Annotated in this window: 15 protein-coding genes and 1 tRNA gene; 8 read left to right on the forward strand and 8 right to left on the reverse strand. The window is 72.0% G+C overall.

Going from position 1 to position 17,493, the window contains the following annotated elements; all coding sequences use genetic code 11:
- Positions 1 to 38: 38 nt before the first annotated feature.
- From BM242_RS10205 to BM242_RS10215, 3 genes are read right to left on the reverse strand one after another with little or no spacing between them, the layout of a single operon-like run.
- Complete coding sequence (locus BM242_RS10205; RefSeq protein ID WP_093838425.1) at positions 39 to 524, reverse strand: RidA family protein; 486 nt, start codon at positions 522 to 524, stop codon at positions 39 to 41.
- Complete coding sequence (gene sp36 / locus BM242_RS10210) at positions 521 to 676, reverse strand: Sp36 family protein (RefSeq protein ID WP_093838426.1); 156 nt, start codon at positions 674 to 676, stop codon at positions 521 to 523. Before sp36 ends, BM242_RS10205 begins: the two co-directional genes overlap by 4 nt.
- A 34-nt stretch (positions 677 to 710) precedes the next feature.
- Entirely contained in the window at positions 711 to 1,046 is a 336-nt protein-coding gene (locus BM242_RS10215; RefSeq protein ID WP_175541345.1) for a WhiB family transcriptional regulator, read from the reverse strand.
- 404 nt (positions 1,047 to 1,450) lie between these two features.
- Here BM242_RS10215 and BM242_RS10220 point away from each other — a divergent pair, with 404 nt between their 5' ends.
- Positions 1,451 to 3,778, forward strand: a complete 2,328-nt coding sequence (locus tag BM242_RS10220; protein ID WP_093838428.1) for a transglycosylase domain-containing protein — start codon at positions 1,451 to 1,453, stop codon at positions 3,776 to 3,778.
- A 203-nt stretch (positions 3,779 to 3,981) separates the two neighbouring features.
- On the opposite strand, the gene BM242_RS10225 is transcribed toward BM242_RS10220, so the two are convergent.
- Positions 3,982 to 4,446 (reverse strand): GatB/YqeY domain-containing protein, encoded by a 465-nt coding sequence (locus tag BM242_RS10225; protein ID WP_093838580.1) that lies wholly within the window; start codon positions 4,444 to 4,446, stop codon positions 3,982 to 3,984.
- Positions 4,447 to 4,511: 65 nt separating this feature from the next.
- On the opposite strand from BM242_RS10225, the gene BM242_RS10230 reads away from it, so the two are divergent.
- Complete coding sequence (locus tag BM242_RS10230) at positions 4,512 to 5,435, forward strand: metallophosphoesterase (protein ID WP_093838581.1); 924 nt, start codon at positions 4,512 to 4,514, stop codon at positions 5,433 to 5,435.
- Between the two features lie 67 nt (positions 5,436 to 5,502).
- Positions 5,503 to 5,576: transfer RNA gene (locus BM242_RS10235), tRNA-Pro, on the forward strand.
- 84 nt (positions 5,577 to 5,660) lie between these two features.
- Here the strand turns inward: BM242_RS10235 and BM242_RS10240 are convergent.
- On the reverse strand, positions 5,661 to 6,527 hold the full coding sequence (locus BM242_RS10240; protein WP_093838429.1) for a LysR family transcriptional regulator: 867 nt from the start codon (positions 6,525 to 6,527) through the stop codon (positions 5,661 to 5,663).
- Positions 6,528 to 6,749: 222 nt separating this feature from the next.
- Here BM242_RS10240 and BM242_RS10245 point away from each other — a divergent pair, with 222 nt between their 5' ends.
- Complete coding sequence (locus BM242_RS10245; protein WP_093838430.1) at positions 6,750 to 7,622, forward strand: aldo/keto reductase family oxidoreductase; 873 nt, start codon at positions 6,750 to 6,752, stop codon at positions 7,620 to 7,622.
- 75 nt (positions 7,623 to 7,697) lie between these two features.
- On the opposite strand, the gene BM242_RS10250 is transcribed toward BM242_RS10245, so the two are convergent.
- Complete coding sequence (locus BM242_RS10250) at positions 7,698 to 8,153, reverse strand: nitroreductase family deazaflavin-dependent oxidoreductase (protein WP_245833952.1); 456 nt, start codon at positions 8,151 to 8,153, stop codon at positions 7,698 to 7,700.
- Between the two features lie 414 nt (positions 8,154 to 8,567).
- Between BM242_RS10250 and BM242_RS10255 the strand changes: the two genes are divergently transcribed.
- The 3 genes from BM242_RS10255 to BM242_RS28470 are packed head-to-tail and all read left to right on the forward strand — an operon-like array spanning position 8,568 to position 13,643.
- Complete coding sequence (locus tag BM242_RS10255; protein WP_139238306.1) at positions 8,568 to 10,514, forward strand: ABC transporter ATP-binding protein; 1,947 nt, start codon at positions 8,568 to 8,570, stop codon at positions 10,512 to 10,514.
- Positions 10,507 to 12,330, forward strand: a complete 1,824-nt coding sequence (locus tag BM242_RS10260; RefSeq protein ID WP_093838433.1) for an ABC transporter ATP-binding protein — start codon at positions 10,507 to 10,509, stop codon at positions 12,328 to 12,330. Before BM242_RS10255 ends, BM242_RS10260 begins: the two co-directional genes overlap by 8 nt.
- On the forward strand, positions 12,327 to 13,643 hold the full coding sequence (locus BM242_RS28470) for a helix-turn-helix domain-containing protein (protein ID WP_175541346.1): 1,317 nt from the start codon (positions 12,327 to 12,329) through the stop codon (positions 13,641 to 13,643). Before BM242_RS10260 ends, BM242_RS28470 begins: the two co-directional genes overlap by 4 nt.
- Positions 13,644 to 13,810: 167 nt before the next feature.
- On the opposite strand, the gene BM242_RS10275 is transcribed toward BM242_RS28470, so the two are convergent.
- Both BM242_RS10275 and BM242_RS10280 read right to left on the reverse strand, forming a co-directional pair.
- Positions 13,811 to 14,710 carry an aminoacyl--tRNA ligase-related protein gene (locus BM242_RS10275; RefSeq protein ID WP_245833953.1) on the reverse strand — a complete coding sequence of 300 codons (900 nt, stop codon included), beginning with the start codon at positions 14,708 to 14,710 and terminating at the stop codon, positions 13,811 to 13,813.
- Positions 14,711 to 14,778: 68 nt separating this feature from the next.
- Entirely contained in the window at positions 14,779 to 16,170 is a 1,392-nt protein-coding gene (locus BM242_RS10280; RefSeq protein ID WP_093838435.1) for a condensation domain-containing protein, read from the reverse strand.
- A gap of 326 nt (positions 16,171 to 16,496) precedes the next feature.
- Here BM242_RS10280 and sbnA point away from each other — a divergent pair, with 326 nt between their 5' ends.
- On the forward strand, positions 16,497 to 17,492 hold the full coding sequence (gene sbnA, locus BM242_RS10285) for a 2,3-diaminopropionate biosynthesis protein SbnA (protein WP_093838436.1): 996 nt from the start codon (positions 16,497 to 16,499) through the stop codon (positions 17,490 to 17,492).
- The last annotated feature ends 1 nt before the right edge of the window (position 17,493 follow it).

Raw genomic sequence — 17,493 nt, forward strand, 5'->3', positions numbered from 1 at the left:
GCCGGACCGTTCACTCCTGCCTGTTCACTCCTGCCTGTTCACTCCGGCCCGGTCAGCTCCACCTGGATCTCGACCTCGACCGGTGCGTCCAGTGGCAGCACGGCCACGCCGACCGCGCTGCGGGCATGCACGCCCGCCTCGCCCAGCGCCTCGCCCAGCAGCTCACTGGCGCCGTTGATCACCCCGGGCTGACCGGTGAAGTCCGGCGCCGAGGCGACAAAACCGGTCACCTTCACCACGCGGGCGATCCGGTCCAGATCGCCGGCCACCGACTTCACCGCGGCCAGCGCGTTCAGCGCACAGATCCGGGCCAGCTCCTTGGCCTCCTCCGCGGTGACCTCCGCCCCGACCTTGCCGGTGACCGGGAGCTTGCCGTCCACCATGGGCAACTGCCCGGAGGTGTAGACGTACCGACCCGAGGGGACCGCCGGGGTGTAGGCCGCCACCGGTGGCACCACGGCGGGCAGGGCAAGGCCCATCCCGGCCAGGCGCGCCTCGACCGCCGAACCCGCCCCGCCGCTCACTGCTTGGGCCTCTTGAAATAGGCCACGAGCTGCTCGGCACTGGGCCCGGGCACCACCTGGACCAGCTCCCAGCCGTCCTCGCCCCAGGTGTCAAGGATCTGCTTGGTGGCGTGCACCAGCAGCGGTACGGTCACGTACTCCCACTTCGTCATGGCCCCGACTCTAGCGGCCGGGGTACGGCGCCGGTCAGGCGGCGCCGCGGGCCGAGCGGTTGCGGGCCCGGTGCTGGAGTTCGAGCTGCGTGGTGCGCTCGTACTCCGCGCGTGCCGTCTCCAGCAGTCTCCGCCAGGACGTCACGGTCGGCCGGCGGCGCAGCAGGGCGCGCCGCTCGCGCTCCGTCATGCCGCCCCAGACGCCGTGCTCCATCCGGCTGTCCAGTGCGTCGGCGAGACATTCCGTCCTGACCGGGCAGCCGGTGCAGACCGCTTTCGCCCGATTCTGTGCCGCCCCTTGAACAAACAGTTCGTCCGGATCCGCGGTGCGGCAAGCTGCCTGCGAAATCCAGTCGGTAACCCAGCTCATGCCGGTGCCGTCCTCTCCCGAATCGAGGCTCCCCCACGGCGGCAATGGCATATTCACCCTTGCCAGTTGAGGACGTTACGGAAGGCTGCCGAAGCACAACACCCCCTTGGGGCCTAATCTTGAATGACCCGTTCGGACTATGAGCAGGATCGAGATCACTCGTTCGAGGGAGTTGCCCTCCGTGATCGTTGCAGGTGCCATTCGGGCATTCTTCGCGATTCGGGCGCGAGGTTGCTGTGCTGACAAGGCATGATCCCGGCGGCCCGGACATGGCCCACCCGGGCAATCTCACCCCAACGAGTGAAGACCGACTTGACGGCAAGCCCATCAGTGTGAAGCGGCACTGCCAGCGTAGGCGAACACCTGGCCCCCTGTCCGGCGTTTGAACACGTACGCTGGGCGGCATGGGAAGGAACCGACCGGGTGGCGGTCTGACCGCGATCCAGCAGTCAGTGAAGTTCATCGGGGTCAGTGTGCTGGCCGGCACGGTGCTGGCCGGGCTGGCGCTGCCGGCCGTGGGCTCGCTCGGCCTGGCCGCCAAGACCACCGTGCAGGAGTTCGACGAACTGCCGGTCAACCTCACCCGGCCCCCGCTGAGCCAGAAGACCACCATTCTGGACAGTGAGGGCGGCAAGATCGCCGAGGTCTACTCGCGCAACCGCACCGTGATCACGCTGGAGGAGATGTCGCCCTACGTCAAGGACGCCCTCATCGCCATCGAGGACGCCCGGTTCTACGAGCACGGCGCCATCGACCCCAAGGGTGTGCTGCGCGCACTCAACCGCAATTTCGAGGACGGCGGCACCACCGAGGGTGCCTCCACGCTCACCCAGCAGTATGTGAAGAACGTCTTCGTGGAGGCCGCCGGCGACGACCCGGAGGCGTTCGCCGAGGCCACCCGGCAGACCGTGGGCCGCAAGATCGCCGAGCTGAAGTACGCCATCCAGCTGGAGAAGGAACTGGGCAAGGACCAGATCCTGGAGAACTACCTCAACATCACCTTCTTCGGCGACGGGGCCTACGGGGTGGAGGCGGCGGCCCAGCGCTACTTCTCCAAGCCGGCCGCCGATCTGGAACTGCACGAGGCCGCCATGCTGGCCGGCCTGGTCCAGTCGCCCTCCAGCTACAGCCCGATCAACAACCCGGCGGCGGCGCAGGAGCGGCGCAATGTGGTGCTCGACCGGATGGCCGACACCGGCGCCGTCACCAAGACCGAGGCGCAGGCCGCCAAGCAGCTCGACCTCGGCCTGAACATCAGCCAGCCCAAGAACGGCTGCATCACGGCGGTCCGGGACGCCGGCTTCTTCTGCGACTACGTGCGCAACGAATTCCTCAACAGCCCCGTCTTCGGCAAGGACGCGGCCGAACGCAAGGCCCGCTGGGACCTCGGCGGCCTCACCATCCGCACCACCCTCCAGCCCAAGGCCCAGAACGCCGCCGCCAAGGCCGCCAAGGAGGGCGCCTTCCCGGACGACCCGGTGACCGCCTCCGTGGTGCAGGTGCAGCCGGGCACCGGCCAGATCCTCTCCATGGCGCAGAGCCGCCCGTACGGCAACGACGCCTCGCAGAACCAGACCACGCTCAACCTGAACGTCTCCAGTGACATGGGCGGTGCCACCTACGGCTTCCAGCCCGGCTCCACCTTCAAGCCGATCACCGCCGCCGCCGCGCTGGAGAAGGGCATCAGCCCTGCCCAGACGTTCACCACCGACTGGAAGATGAAGGTCGACACCACCAAGTTCTTCACGTGTGAGGGGCAGCCGGCCGGCAGCCCGGACGACGGCTGGGAACCGAAGAACGAACTGCAGTCGGAGAAGGGCACCTGGGACATGTCCGACGCCCTGGCCCTGTCCATCAACACCTACTTCATCAAGCTGGAGGAGATGGCCGGTCTCTGCGAGACGCTCACCATGGCCGAGAAACTGGGCGTGCGCCGGGGCCAGGAGCAGCAGCCGCTTGAGGCGGTGCCCAGCCTCACCCTCGGCAGCCAGACCACCACTCCGCTGATGATGGCCAGTGCGTACGCGGCCTTCGCCGCCGAGGGCACCTACTGCACCCCCGTGTCGATCCTGGAGGTCACCGACGCCGACGGCAAGCAGCTCGCCACGCCGGAGTCCGACTGCGGACAGGTCATGTCGACGCACACCGCCCGCAGCGTGAACATGATGCTCAAGGGCGTGGTCGAAGACGGCACGGGCAGCCGGGTCGGTCTGGACGACCGGCCCAACGCCGGCAAGACCGGAACCTCGGACGAACGGCAGAACGTCTGGTTCGTCGGCCACACCCCGGATCTCGCCACCGCGGTGCGGGTGGGCGGCGACGCCGAACTGATCGAGATGGTGGACATCACCATCGGAGGCACCTACTTCGACCGGGCCAGCGGCGGCGGCGTGGCCGGCCCGATCTGGCGGTCGGCCATGCAGGACGCCCTGGAGGGCGTCCCGGCCACCCCGTTCAACGAGGTCGATGTCCCGCGCGGCGACAAGGACAAGGACAAGGAAGAGGACGACGACCGCGACGACGACGACCGGCCGGGCCGGCCGGGCGGCAACGACAACGGCGGCTTCCTGACCGGCGGCGACGGCGGCTGGGGCGACATCGGCGGCTGGGGCGACATCGGCGGCGGCTTCCAGGACGGCGGCAACTGGGGCAACGCCGGTACCTGGGGCGGCAACGGCAACGTCGACGGCAACAACTCCGAGGGCATCCCCGGCAACACCGTCGGCCCCTGATCCCTCCGGCGCGGCACGCCGCCGGCAACGCGCAACGGGGCGGCTTCCGGACAAGGTCCGGAAGCCGCCCCGTGCCATGCTCCGGTCAGGGACCCCTCAGCGGCGGAACCTTCGTCCGCCGCCTTCACGCGTGTCGCGTCACGCGGATGCCCGATCACGGCGAGAAGCCAGGCCACCGGCCGGGCGCGGCATCGAGCGCCGGATCACCCCGCCAGGGCCTGTTTGACGGCGGCGGCGACCCGGCCGCCCTCGGCGCGGTCGCCGACCTTGGGCTTGACGATCTTCATCACCGCACCCATGGCCCGGGGCCCCTCCGCGCCCTGTGCCCGGGCCTCGGCCACCGCCTCGGCGACCACCGTGGCCAGCTCCTCGTCCGTGAGCTGCTGCGGGAGGTACCCGGCCAGCACCTCGCCCTCGGCCTCCTCGCGGTCGGCCTGCTCGTCCCGGCCGGCCTGGCGGAACGCCTCGGCCGCCTCGCGCCGCTTCTTCGCCTCCCGGGTGATCACCTTGGTCACCTCGGCGTCGGACAGCTCGCGTGCGCTCTTCCCGGCGACCTCCTCGGTCGTGATCGCGGCCAGCGTCATCCGCAGGGTGGCCGACCGCAGCTCGTCGCGTGCCTTGATGGCGGTCGTCAGGTCGTCCTGGATCCGGGACTTGATGGTGGTCATGTGCACCATTCTGGCAGCCCTCGCCCCGGGAACACCTCCGGTCATCATCTGCGACGATGGTCGTCATGCGCGCGCGTTACCGCATCCCCTTGTCCCTCGGCGCGGCAGGCGCCGCGGCCGTCGCCTACGCCTCCCTGGAGGCCCGCTCCTTCCGCCTGCGGCAGGCCGCCGTCCCCGTGCTCCCACGGGGCATGCGCCCGCTGCGCATCCTGCATCTCTCCGACATCCACATGGTCTCCGGCCAGCGCGGAAAGCAGCAGTGGCTGCGCTCCCTGGCCCGGCTCCGCCCGGACGCCGTGATCAACACCGGCGACAACCTCTCCGACCCGGACGCCGTCCCGGAAGTCCTGCACGCCCTGGAGCCCTTCCTGGAGCTGCCCGGCGCCTATGTCTTCGGCTCCAACGACTACTACGCCCCGCGGCTCCGCAACCCCGCCCGCTACCTGCTGGAACGCGCCTCCGGGCGGCACGGCCTGAACGGCAACCGGCCGGCCACCGGAGTGCCCCGCAACCCGTGGTGGCTGCTGCGCGACGCCTTCGACGCCGCGGGCTGGTCCAACCTCACCAATGCCCGGGGCCGGCTCAAGCTCCCCTCCGCCGATATCGCCCTCACCGGCCTGGACGATCCGCACATCAAGCGCGACCGCTACGCCGAGGTGGCGGGCGGCCCGGACATGGACGCCGACCTCTCCCTCGCCGTCGTGCACGCCCCCTACCTGCGCGTCCTGGACGCCTTCACCGCCGACGGGTACCCGCTGATCCTGGCCGGGCACACCCACGGCGGCCAGCTCTGCGTCCCCTTCTACGGTGCGCTGGTCACCAACTGCGACCTGGACACCGACCGGGTCAAGGGCCTCTCCACCCACCGGGCCGGCGGGCATCGCGCCTACCTGCACGTCTCCGCGGGCTGCGGCGCCAACCGCTACACCCCCTTCCGCTTCGCCTGCCCCCCGGAGGCGACGCTCCTCACCCTCACCCCCCGCCCCTGACGCCCCAGCCCGCCGAAACCCGATTTCGCCCCCGCCCCGCCATCGGCTAAAGTAAACGACGCAACACCGGGGTGTGGCGCAGCTTGGCAGCGCGCTTCGTTCGGGACGAAGAGGTCGTGGGTTCAAATCCCGCCACCCCGACTTGCAGGACAGACGGCTCAGGGGCCTGATCGCGGTCAGCGGTCAGGCCCCTGAGCCGTCTGTGGCCGGGCCTCGGGGGGCGGGTCAGAGCCGGGTGGCGGTGCGGATCAGGGCGGCGAGGGCGAGGGAGCGGCTGTGCGCCGGCCAGGCGATGTGGGTGACGACGGGGGGTGCGTCGGGCAGCGGGACGGCCGCGTGTTCGGCCCACAGCCAGGCGCGGGCGGAGTCGGGGAAGACGGCCAAGGTCCGTCCGAGGGCGATGAGCTGGGCCAGCTGGGTCAGGTCGTGGATCTCGGGGCCCGGGCCGGGTGGGTAGACGCCGTGGCGGGGCCAGCGGGCGAGGGGGAGGTCGGGAATGTCGCCGATGTCTTCCGGCGACAGTGCCTTGCGGGCGGCGAGGCGGTGACCGGCCGGCAGGACGGCGATCTGTCCCTCGGTCAGCAGTTCTTCGCTGTCGAATCCGGCGAGGGAGTTGTACGGGGTGTGCAGGAGGGCCACATCGGCGCGGCCGTCGCGCAGCATGGCTTCCTGCTCGCAGGTGCCGCTGGGCAGTACCTCGATTTCGGCGGCGCCCGGTTCGGCCGCACAGGCGTCGAGGAGTTTGTGCAGGAGCTCATGGGACGCGCCGGCCTTGACCGCCAGCACCAGGCGGTTGCGGGGGCCGTCCGGGCCGTCGGCACCGTCGCCGGCGCGCCGGGTGCGGCGCGCGGCGGCGGTGGTCGCGTCGAGGGCTGCCCGGCCCTCGTGCAGCAGCACCTCGCCGGCGCCGGTCAGGGCGACGCCGCGGCGGTTGCGTGCCAGCAGGCGGACGCCGAGGCGCCGCTCAAGCTGCTGGATCGCCCGGGACAGGGGCGGCTGTGCCATGCCGAGGCGTTCGGCGGCGCGGCCGAAGTGCAGCTCCTCGGCGACGGCCACGAAGTACCTCAGCTCGCGGGTCTCCAACGTGTCCATGGCCACAATCTACCCCGGTGATACCCGCCAGGTATGACAGGCCGTCGTATCGGTATTGGCCGCGCCATGTGCCCGCGAGTGAGCATCGGGGGCGTGGAACGGCAGGCAGCTCGCCGCCGGTGAACCGCGCGGGCGAGAGCTGCCCCCGCGGGCCGCGGACCGAGCGGCCCGCGGCCTCTCCCGTCGTTCCGTCGTATACGGCCCAGCAGAAGAGATTCCGGCATGAACACATCTTCCCTGTCACTGCCCGGCGGCACCTGGACCCTGGGCGATCTGACCGTCACCCGCTTCGGCTACGGCGCCATGCAGCTCGCCGGCCCCGGCGTGATGGGCCCGCCCGCCGACCGGGACGGCGCGCTCACCGTCCTGCGCGAGGCCGCCGGCCTCGGCATCACCCATATCGACACCGCCGGCGCCTATGGGCCACGCATCACCAACCGGCTGATCCGGGAGGCGCTGCACCCCTATCCCGGGGCGCTGCACATCGTGACCAAGGTCGGCGCGGTCCGTGACCGGCAGGGCGGCTGGCCCCCGGCCCGGCGGCCCGAGGAGCTGCGCCGCGCCGTCCAGGAGAACCTCCAGGATCTCGGCCTCGACGCGCTCGACGTGGTCAATCTCCGGCTCGGTGACGCACAGGGCCCCCGGCCCGGCTCGCTCGCCGAGCCCTTCGAGGCCCTCGCCGAACTCCGGCGGCAGGGCCTGATCCGGCACCTCGGAGTGAGCAACGCGACGGCGGAACAGGTCGCCGAGGCGCAGACCATCGCGCCGATCGTCTGCGTGCAGAACATGTACAACCTGGCCCACCGGCAGGACGACGAGCTGATCGACGATCTCGCCGGCAAGGGCATCGCCTATGTGCCGTTCTTCCCGCTCGGCGGCTTCACTCCCTTGCAGTCCGCGGTGCTCACCGCGGTGGCCGCGCGGCTGGAGACCGGGCCGATGCCGGTGGCTCTGGCCTGGCTGCTGCGCCGGTCACCGAACATCCTGCTCATCCCGGGCACCTCGTCGGTGGCGCATCTGCGGGAGAACGTCGCCGGCGCGGGCATCACGCTGCCCGACGAGGAACTCGCCGAGCTGGACAGGATCGGCCGCTAGCGCGTGTTGACGGGGGAGGTCCGCCGGGCCGGCCGCTCCGGCCGGCCCGGCGGACCGGGGCCGCGCGGGTGGGCGTCAGACGCGTTCCAGGACGACGACCGGGATCTCGCGGGCCGTCTTGCGCTGGTAGTCGTCGTAGGCGGGCCAGACGGCGGTCATGGTGCGCCACATCGCGGGCTTCTCCTCCGGGCCGGCGGTGCGGGCGCGGGCGGCGAAGCGGTCGCCCTTCACCTGGACGTGCACCGCAGGATCGGCGAGGAGATTGAGGTACCACTGCGGCGGATCGTCCCTGCCGCCGTTGGAGGCCACCACCAGCAGCAGGTCGCCGTACCGCTGGTAGATCAGCGGGGTGGAGCGCGGTGTGCCGCTGCGGCGGCCGGTGGTGGTGAGGATCAGCACCGTGGTGCCCTGCCAGTCGTGCCCCTGGGCACCGTCGGTCTCCACATAGCGCTGTACATGTTCCTGGCCGAACAGCATTCCGTCCTCCCGCTTCTGACGGTCCCGCCGGTACGGACCACCGGCCGTGGACACAGTCCACAGGGTGACCCGGGGCGAGGGCACGCCGCCACGCCCAGGGCGGCCGGGCGGAGCGCTGTCCCCGGCGCCCCCGGCGCCGCGGGCGGGGTCCGGTTGGCGATCTTTACGGATACGGGGCGAAAATTTTCGGTGGTCGCTCCGTGGCGTGTCTGGTGTTTTGGGTATCAGTGTCCTCTCAGTGCACACCGCAAGTGGTGGCTGAGGTGCGGAACGCGGTGTAGTGCTATTGACGCGAGCATGTAGGCCCACATAGTTTTCGCTTGCTCTCGAAATAAGTCAGAAACTTTCGGCTGCCGTTGGGGGTCCGGCGTGCTGAGCCCTGAGCGCTGAGCAACTGCGTCTCCACACGACTGGCGAACGGCCGTACGCACCTGCACGCTGACCGACCGTTATGCAAGGGGCTTCATCGTGTCACCAAGGCTGCGCATCCCACCCGCCCTCGCCGGAACGGTCGCCCTGGTGCGGCTCCTCCCGCGGGTGAGCCGGACCAAGACCGCCTGGGGCCTGGCCGGATTATTGATTGTCTCGGTGCTGCCCACCGCCGCCGCGGTGGCGATCGGACTGCTGATCGGTGCGGTGCCCGACGCACTGCGGGACGGAGTGTCCTCATCCGCCGGGCGGCATCTGTTCACCCTGCTCGGTGTCACCGCAGTCCTGGTGCTGCTCCAGCAGAGCGTGCCCCCGTTGGTCAATGCACTGGCGGACACGCTCGGCCGCGATGCCGACCGCTTCCTCCAGCAGGAGGCGCTCGCGGCGGTCGGCGGTCCGGACCGGGTGGACCATCTCTCGGATCCCGATGTGCTCGCGGCGCTGCGGGTCGTGCGCGGCCTCGGCCTCGCCGAGAACGCACGCCCCAGCCAGGCCGTCGCCGCCCTGGCCTATGTGCTGCCCGCCTGGCTGCGGGCGCTGGCCGGCGCGGCCGTCCTGATCGCCTTCCAGTGGTGGCTCGGCCTGCTGTGGCTGGTGGTCTGGCCGCTGGCGGTGCACTTCATGCAGCGTGAGTACTTCCGGGTGGGCGCGCTCGCGTTCGGACAGAGCAATGCGCTGCGGGAGGCGGAATACCTCCGCGACCTCGCGGTCACCTCCGGCCCCGCCAAGGAACTGCGGCTGTGGGGCATGGTCGGGTGGCTGACCGAGCGGTTCGAGACCACCTGGCGGGCCGCCATGGAACCCGTGTGGCGCATGCGCCGGCCGCGCGCCCGGCTCATCGCCTCCACCACGGGCATGCTCGGCGCGGTCAACCTGCTCTCCTACGGGCTGCTCGCCTGGGCCGCGGTCCATGGCCACATCGGCCTGGCGGCCCTCGCCGTCTACACGCAGGCCCTGATGCTGGCCAACAACTACACCGCCTTCGACGACCAGAACGCCCAGCTCGCCTTCGCGTCGGCCGCGGTCCCCCATGTGCTGGCGCTGCGCGAGCGCACCGCGGACGGCGGGCGGCAGCCGGCCGCCGCGGCCGGTTCCCCTCCCGCCCCCGTTCCGGAGGGGGAGGCGCCGCTCGCCGGGGCCATCCGCTGCCACGAGGTCGCCCTGCGGTATCCCGGCACCGAACGGAACGCCCTGCGGCGCATCGACCTCACCATTCCCGTGGGCCGGTCGCTGGCGATCGTCGGCGACAACGGGGCCGGCAAGAGCTCGCTGGTGAAGCTGCTCTGCGGGCTGCACGCCCCGACCGGCGGCCGGATCGAGGTGGACGGCCGGGACCTGGGCGAGCTGGACCCGCGGGCCTGGCGCCGCCGGATCAGCGTGCTGTTCCAGGACTTCGCCCGCTACCACCTCAGCGTCGCCGACAACATCACGCTCGGTGCGCCGCACCGGGCCGGTGACCGGGAGCTGATGCGGACGGCCGCCGAACGCGCCGGGGTGCTTCCGCTCATCGAGTCCTTCCCCCACGGCTGGGACACCGTGCTGTCCCCCGAGTACAGCAGGGGTACCGATCTGTCCGGCGGGCAGTGGCAGCGGATCGCCCTGGCCCGGGCCCTGTTCGCGGTCCAGGCGGGCGCCGAGGTCCTGGTGCTGGACGAGCCGACCGCCGCCCTGGACATCCGGTCCGAGGCCGAGATCTACGACCGCTTCCTGGAACTCACCGCCGGGCTGACCACCGTGCTGATCTCGCACCGGTTCTCCACGGTGCGCCGGGTGGACCGGATCGTGGTGCTGGACCACGGCGAGGTGGTGGAGGAAGGCAGTCACGACGAACTGATGGCGCTGGGCGGCAAGTACGCCCGGATGTTCACCCTACAGGCGGAACGTTTCTCCGCTGATGACGGGCTGCCGGACACCCCGCTGACGGTCAAGGGTCCGGTGAACGGAACAGTGCAGGACACGGTGGAGGCGGAGGCCGGACGTGCGTGACACCCTGCGGTCCTACGGCGCGCTCATGGGAATCGGCTTCCGCGCCGCGCCCTGGCACGCCACCTGGCAGCTCCTCACCGGCATCGTGACCGCGGTGTCGCTACCGGTCGCCGCGCTGGGCATCAAGATCATTGTCGACGCCTCGCTCTCCGACGACCTGAACGGCGCCCTGTACGCCGCCCTGCTGCTCGGCGGCACCTGCGCCGCCGCCCTCGCCTCCGTCTTCTACTACGTGCACTGCCTGTTCACCGTGCGGGAGCGCGCCGGAGCCCACGCCACCCGGGAACTCATGGATCTGGTCGGCGGGACCCATGGACTCGCCCACCACGAGAACCCCGACTACCTCGACCAGGTCCAGCGGATCCGCCAGGAGCAGGACCAGCTCTCCGGCATGGTGAACGCCACCGCCGGCATCGTCCGGGTGGGGGCCACCCTCGGCGTGACGGCCGTGCTGCTCGTCGCCATCGACCCGCGGCTGCTGTTCCTGCCGCTGCTCGCCCTGCCGTCGCTTTGGCTCGGCAAGGTCCGGCGCGATGTGCGCAAGCGGGCGGACGAGGCGACGAGCGAGTCCGAACGTCTGCGCAGGCACCTGTTCGAGCTGGGCACCGCGCCCGAGTACGGAGCGGAACTGCGGGTCTTCGGCCTCACCGAGGTGCTCGGCGACCGGCACCGGAAGGTCGCCGCCGAGGTCACCGCCCGGCGCAGCCGGGCCGACTGGCAGGCCGCCGGCCTGTCCGTGATCGACGCCGTGATCAGCGCGCTCGGCTATATCGGCGCGATTGCCCTGGTGCTGATGCTGGCCGTCCGCCAGGAGGCCACCCCGGGCGATGTGGTGCTGGTCGTGGGCCTGGCCGCGCAGATGAGCTCCACCGTGGGCACCGCGGTCGGCTACGGCACCCACTTCCTCCAGGTGCTCACCGTCGGGCAGCGGTTCACCTGGCTGCGCCGGTACGCCGCCGACGAGCGGCGGGCGCTCCGGGCACTCGCGGCCGCCCGGGACGCCTCCGCCGCCGGGCCCCCCGCGGTACCCGGGCGGCTCCGGGAAGGCATCGAACTCCGGGATGTGCACTTCGGCTACACCGGCGGCGGCCAGACCCGTGAGGTGCTGCGCGGCGTGTCCTGCCTGCTGCCGCCCGGCTCCGTGGTGGCCCTGGTCGGCGACAACGGTGCCGGAAAGTCCACCCTGGTCAAGCTGTTGTGCGGGTTCTACCGGCCCGGCTCGGGGTCGGTCCTGGTCGACGGGGTCGAGCTGTCCGCGTTCGACCCGGCCGAGTGGCGCGACCGGTGCGCGGGCGCGTTCCAGGACTACGCCCGCCTGGAGTTCACCGTGCGGGAGAACGTCGGGGTGGGCGATCTGCCCAGGATCGAGGACCATGCCGCGGTCGGCGCGGCGCTGGAGCGCGGCGGCGGGTCCGGGGTGGTCGCCGACCTGCCCGACGGGCTCGGCACCCGGCTCGGCGGCCGGTGGCCGGACGGGGTGGAACTCTCCGGCGGGCAGTGGCAGAAACTCGCGCTCGCCCGCGGCCTGATGCGTCAGGCGCCCCTGCTGTGCGTGTTCGACGAACCCACCGCGGCCCTCGACGCGCACACCGAGCACGCCCTGTTCGAGCGGTTCGCCGCCGCCGCCCGCGAGAACCGCGACATCGGGGGCATCACCGTTCTGGTGTCCCACCGGTTCTCCACCGTCAGCATGGCCGACATGATCGTGGTCCTGGACGACGGACGGGTGACCGAGACCGGCACCCACCGCGAGCTGATGGCCCGCGGCGGAACCTATGCCGAGCTGTACGGACTACAGTCCAGGGGTTACCGGTGAATGGGAACTGGTCCGCCGTACGGACGCTGAGCCCGCACTCGCTGACCGCCCGCCGGCTGGCCGAGCTGCGCTGCCTGCGCGGCTGGACCCAGGAGCAGCTCGCCGAGCGCTCCGGGCTGAGCGTCCGCACCATCCGCAATCTGGAACTCGGCCGGGTCCAGAACCCCCGGCGCTCCTCGATCGACCTGCTGGCGCAGGCGCTGGAGGCCGACGGCGTGCACGGGCTGCCGGAGGACGACGAGCCCGACGCGGGGGTGCGCTGGCACGGTCCCCGGCCGACGGGCGGGACGGTGGTGGGCGACCGGGCGGAGCGCGAGCGGCTCGCCCACGCGGTGCGGGCCGACCGGCTGTCGGCCTTATTGGGCCCGGGAGGGGTGGGCAAGACCAGGCTGGCCCTGGACGCCGCCGCCCGGGCCGGCCGGCACTTCCCGGACGGGGTCGTGGTGGTCGAGCTCGGCGACCTGCCGCCGGAACGGCTCGGCTACCGCGACCAGACCGCGGCCGTGCTGCGCCGGGTGCTGCGCCATCTGGAGCCGGGGGCCCCCGGCCGGGCCGGCGGGGCGGATGGCCTGAACGGCGCCGCCGCCGCGCCGGACGACCCGCGCGGCCGGGACGCGCGGGTGCTGGTGGTCCTCGACAACGCCGAACACGTGCCGGAGACCACCGTCGGGGTCTCCCGCTACCTGCTCGCCGAGTATCCCGGCCTGCATATCGTCATCACCGCGCGTAGACGTCTCACCGAGCGGCTCGGCATCAACCATGAGATCAAGCCGCTCCCGGTGGACGGGGGCCCGGACGCGCCCGGGCCGGCCGTGGAACTGCTGCTGCGGCATGTGGGGGTACCCGCCGAGGCGGTCACCGACCTGCTGTCGGTGACCGAATTGTGCCGCCGGCTCGGCGGCCTGCCGCGCTATCTGGAGTTCGCGGCGGAGCGGCTGCGCACCATCCCGGCGCGCGTGCTGCTCGCGGACGGCCCGAGCGCCGACATCCTGCGGTCGAACGACCACGCCCTGCTGCGCCACCAGCGGTCGGTGGCCGAGAGCATCCAGTGGACCCTGGACCTGCTGACCGATGAGCACCGCTCGGTGCTGACATGGATCGCCGAGGCCGTGGCGCGGCGCTGGTTCACCCTGGAGGACATCGCCGCGCAGGGCAAGCGCGGGGCCGGGTTTCCCTCCGACGCCAACCCCCTGCTGCTGTTCCCGGACCTGCTGGAGACCTCGCTGCTGGTCCCGGACCCCGGCGACCGGTACCGGTACCGGCTGGCGCCCTATGTCGCCGAGGTCCTGCGGACGACCGCCGGTACCCACTGATCCCTCGCTCCTCCCTCGCTCCTCCCTCCTGTCCTCGCCTGTCCCTCCTGTCCTCGCCTGTCCCTCCTGTCCTCGCCTGTCCCTCCTGTCCTCGCCTGTCGCCGCCTGTCGCCGCCTGTCGCCGCCTGTCCTCTCCCGCCGGTGCGCCCTGCCGCCGGGCACGGACCTCAGGCCGGCACCGGCCAGCCGGCCGGGCTGTCGCCGTGCCGGTGCACCAGGGCGAGAACGATGCGCTCCAGGCCGAAGGCCGCGCAACTGCTGTGCGCCCACCCGCCGCCCGGGGACGCGATCGCGAAGCGCTGTCCCAGATGGTCCTTGTGCAGATTGACCGAGGCGATCGCCGTTCCGGGGTCGCCCTGGAAGACCGGGGCCACGAACTCGTACTTCAGGTTCTGCTGCATCTGGCTGGAGCGCATGAAACGGGCACCGGGCCCGAAGAACGGGTCGCTGGCCGTCTCGACCCGCACCGGGACCCCGAGGCCGGAGAACAGGGCGCGGGACCGGTCGATCCAGTCCTCCTGCCAGGCGCGCGCGGTCTCCGGGGCGCCCACGGTGACGAACTCACGCATCCGGAACGAGCGGAACCGTCCGACCTCGCTGGTCGCCTCGTGCCGGTAGCAGGAGGCGGCGAGATCAAAGGTGCGGTCGGCCTCCAGCGTGCTGTCGGCCAGGGCGGGATAGACGCTGTAGCACGCGGCCGGGGCGAGCACCGTGTCGCTGGGCACCCGGTCGCCCTCGCCCAGCCCGGCGTCCTCGGCGGTGCCCGGGGGCAGGGCGTGCACCGAGCCGAGCAGGTGCGGGAACGCCTCGGGGTACTCGGCACGCTCGATCTGGCCGCGCGGGACCACCGGGGGATGCCAGGACGGGCCGGGGGTGCCCGTGGGATGCGCCCTGGTGAGCGCGGTCTGCACGGCGGCCAGTGCCGATTCGAACTTCGCGGTGAAGCCGAGCACACCGGCGACGCCGGTGGGCAGCAGCCAGCCGGCGGAGACCAGCCGGTCGAGGGGCCGGCCGGTCCCGGCCCGCGGCTCGCCGGTCGCCGGATTCGTCGTGGTGGGCACGGTCACGGCTCGTCAGCTCCTTCGGTTCTTCCAGGTTCTTCGGTGGTGCTGTGGTGCTGTGGTGCTGTGTCGCGTCAGTTCTTCAGGTTCTCCGGGGCCCGTGCGGGCGCCGGCGCCAGTTCGCCGAGCCGGGCCGGCAGGGTTCCCCCGGCCGCCGCGGTGAGCAGGCGGAGATAGCGCTCGGCGACGGCCCGGGCCGCGCCGGGGGTGTACAGCGAGGTGTTGTACTTGAGGATCACGGCGGTGTCCGGTCCTCGCCGGGCCAGTTGCAGCGTCAGATCGAACTGCCCCTGCTGCTGCGGCAGCGGGTACATCCGGACCCGGTGCCCGGGCGGCAGCGCCCGGTCCAGCTCCCTGACGTCCTCCTCGGTCATGACGAAGAGCACGCTGATCAGGCCCGCCCGGTCCGCCTCCCGGGGCCGGCCGGCCAGATGCGGCATCAGCGCGAACGGGTAGGCGCGGTGCACCAGCCCGGACAGCAGCTCGACGCCGGTCCGCCGCAGCAGCTCCAAGAACGACTCGTCCGGCTCCACCCGTGCCGCGAACGGCAGCGTGTTGACGTAGTAGCCGGTCGCCGTCCGGTGCTCGGCACCGGGCCGCACCGTCACCGGGTAGCCCATCAGGCGCAGGCGCTCCCCGGACAGGCTGTACAGCAGCAGTTGGAAGACGGCGAACAGCACCGCGAACGGGGTGGTCCTGGCCCCGGCGGCGAGTGCGGCGGCGCGGTCCAGCAGGCCGGCCGGGACCGGCAGCTCGATCTGGTCGCCGGTGAACCGGTAGCCGGCCGGCCGCGGCAGATCGCCGGTGAGCGGCGGGTCGTGCGGCACGGCCTGAAGGACCTGCCGCCAGTGCCGTCGCGCCGCCTCGCCCTGCGGGGAGCGCAGGAAGTCCTGTTCCTGCCGCACAAAGGCGGGGTAGCCGGCGCCCTGGTCCGGCCGCCCGGCGCCACCAGCGCCGGTGTCCCCGTCGCGGCGGGCGTAGGCGGCCAGCAGCTCACCGCACAGCCGGAAGTGGGAGACGTTGTCCAGCGCGATGTGGTGGGCGGTCACCACCAGCACGTCGCGGCCGGTGTCCGGGCGGACCAGCGAGACGCGCACCGGTGCCTCGTCCTCCAGCCGGAAGGGCCGCCGGGACGCCTCCAGTGCCGCCGGGTGCGGCGGGTGGGCGGCGGCGTCGCCGTCGGCCCGGATCACCTCGAACACCGAGGAGTACGGTGCCGCGGCGCCCGGCAGCCGGCGGGGGCCCGCCCGCGTCGAGCGGAACAGGCAGTTGAGCATGCTGTTGCCGGACACGGTGGCCAGGACCGCCGCTTCCAGCGCCGCGACATCCACATCGAAGTCCAGCGTCACCGCCCCGGCGATGTTGTAGGCGCTGCTGCCGGGCGCCAGGGCGTGCAGAAACCACAGCGCCTCCTGCCCGATGCTCAGGGCGCAGTCGTTTCCGGTGGGCACAGTGCTGCGGGCCATGAGGGATGTGTGCTCCCAGTCCTCGTCATCCGCGCGTCCGCGCGTCCGCCGCGCGTTCGCGGGCTGCTTCGCCTCGCCTCAGTAGGGCACGGGAGCGCCGGGCGGGCCAGGCAGTGCGGCGGCAACTCGGCTGCCTGCGTTCTGCCGCCCGCGGGGCGGCCCCGGGGCAAGTCCCCCGGGTCCGGCGCCACGCCGCAAACTGCCGCCGTTTTGCCTGTTGCGGCGGTCCCGCGCTGCTTACGCTCGGCAGTCGTCGGCCGCCGAGGCACCTGGAGCCCACGGATGCACGGATGGGGCTGCACTGGCACTCACCTGGGGTTGCGACGGTGATATTCGAGCATGTCTACGAAATGGTTCTGGACAATGTCTTCCTCCATCTGGGAGACGCCGTCGAGAACGTCGAGGTCTTTCTCAAGATGGAGGGGCTCAACCCCGCGGGCTCCGTCAAACTCAAAACGGCCGTCGCCATGGTGGAGGACGCCGAACAGCGGGGGCTGTTGCGCAGCGGAAGCCGCCTGATCGAGTCCTCCTCCGGCAGCCTCGGCATCGCGCTGGCGATGGTGGCCGCGGCGAAGGGCTACACCTTCACCTGCGTCACCGATCCCAACACCCTGCCGCACAGTCTGGCCGTGATGCGGGCGCTGGGCGCGGAGACGGTGCAGGTGGACCGGCGGGACGCCAGCGGCGGCTATCTCGGCAGCCGCATCTCGTACATCGAGGAGCGGGTCGCCGCCGATCCCGGCCTGGTGTGGCTCAACCAGTACGCCAATCCCGCGAACCGCGGCGTGCACGACCGGTGCACGGCAGCCGCGATCACCGCGGAGGTGCCGGCGGTGGACTACCTGTTCGTCGGCACCGGTTCGTCGGGGACGCTGATGGGCTGTGTGAGCCACTTCCGGCGGGAGTCCCCCGCCACCCGGATCGTCGCGGTGGACGCGGTCGGCTCGGTCAGCTTCGGGACATCGGCCGGCCCGCGGTTCATCCCCGGCATCGGCGCCAGCCGGCGGCCGGAACTGTTCCGCCCCGAGCTGGTGGACGAGATGGTCCTGGTCCCGGAGGCGGACGCGATCCGCACCTGCCGGTGGCTGGCCGCCACCCGCGGGCTGTTCGCCGGGGGATCGACCGGCGCGGTGATGGCCGCGGTGATCCGCCACGCCCCGGCCCTGCCCGCGGGCTCCCGCGTGGTGGCGATCTCGCCGGACCTCGGCGACCGCTACGCGCGGACGGTGTACGACGACGCCTGGGTGGCCGAGACCTTCGGGCCGGACACCCTGACCGCCGAGGCCACCGGTGCGCCCGGGCTGAGCACGGCACGGAGGTGAC

This window comes from Streptomyces aidingensis (genome assembly GCF_900112355.1).
Classification (GTDB): Bacteria; Actinomycetota; Actinomycetes; order Streptomycetales; family Streptomycetaceae; genus Streptomyces; species Streptomyces aidingensis.

Excerpts from the sequence above, each read along its gene's own strand:
- BM242_RS10240 (WP_093838429.1), bottom strand. The coding sequence starts at position 6,527 with ATGGACACGTTGGAGACCCGCGAGCTGAGGTACTTCGTGGCCGTCGCC.
- BM242_RS10230 (WP_093838581.1), top strand. The coding sequence starts at position 4,512 with ATGCGCGCGCGTTACCGCATCCCCTTGTCCCTCGGCGCGGCAGGCGCC.
- BM242_RS10225 (WP_093838580.1), bottom strand. The coding sequence starts at position 4,446 with ATGACCACCATCAAGTCCCGGATCCAGGACGACCTGACGACCGCCATC.
- sp36 (WP_093838426.1), bottom strand. The coding sequence starts at position 676 with ATGACGAAGTGGGAGTACGTGACCGTACCGCTGCTGGTGCACGCCACC.
- BM242_RS10280 (WP_093838435.1), bottom strand. The coding sequence starts at position 16,170 with ATGGCCCGCAGCACTGTGCCCACCGGAAACGACTGCGCCCTGAGCATC.
- BM242_RS10245 (WP_093838430.1), top strand. The coding sequence starts at position 6,750 with ATGAACACATCTTCCCTGTCACTGCCCGGCGGCACCTGGACCCTGGGC.
- BM242_RS10220 (WP_093838428.1), top strand. The coding sequence starts at position 1,451 with ATGGGAAGGAACCGACCGGGTGGCGGTCTGACCGCGATCCAGCAGTCA.
- BM242_RS10215 (WP_175541345.1), bottom strand. The coding sequence starts at position 1,046 with ATGAGCTGGGTTACCGACTGGATTTCGCAGGCAGCTTGCCGCACCGCG.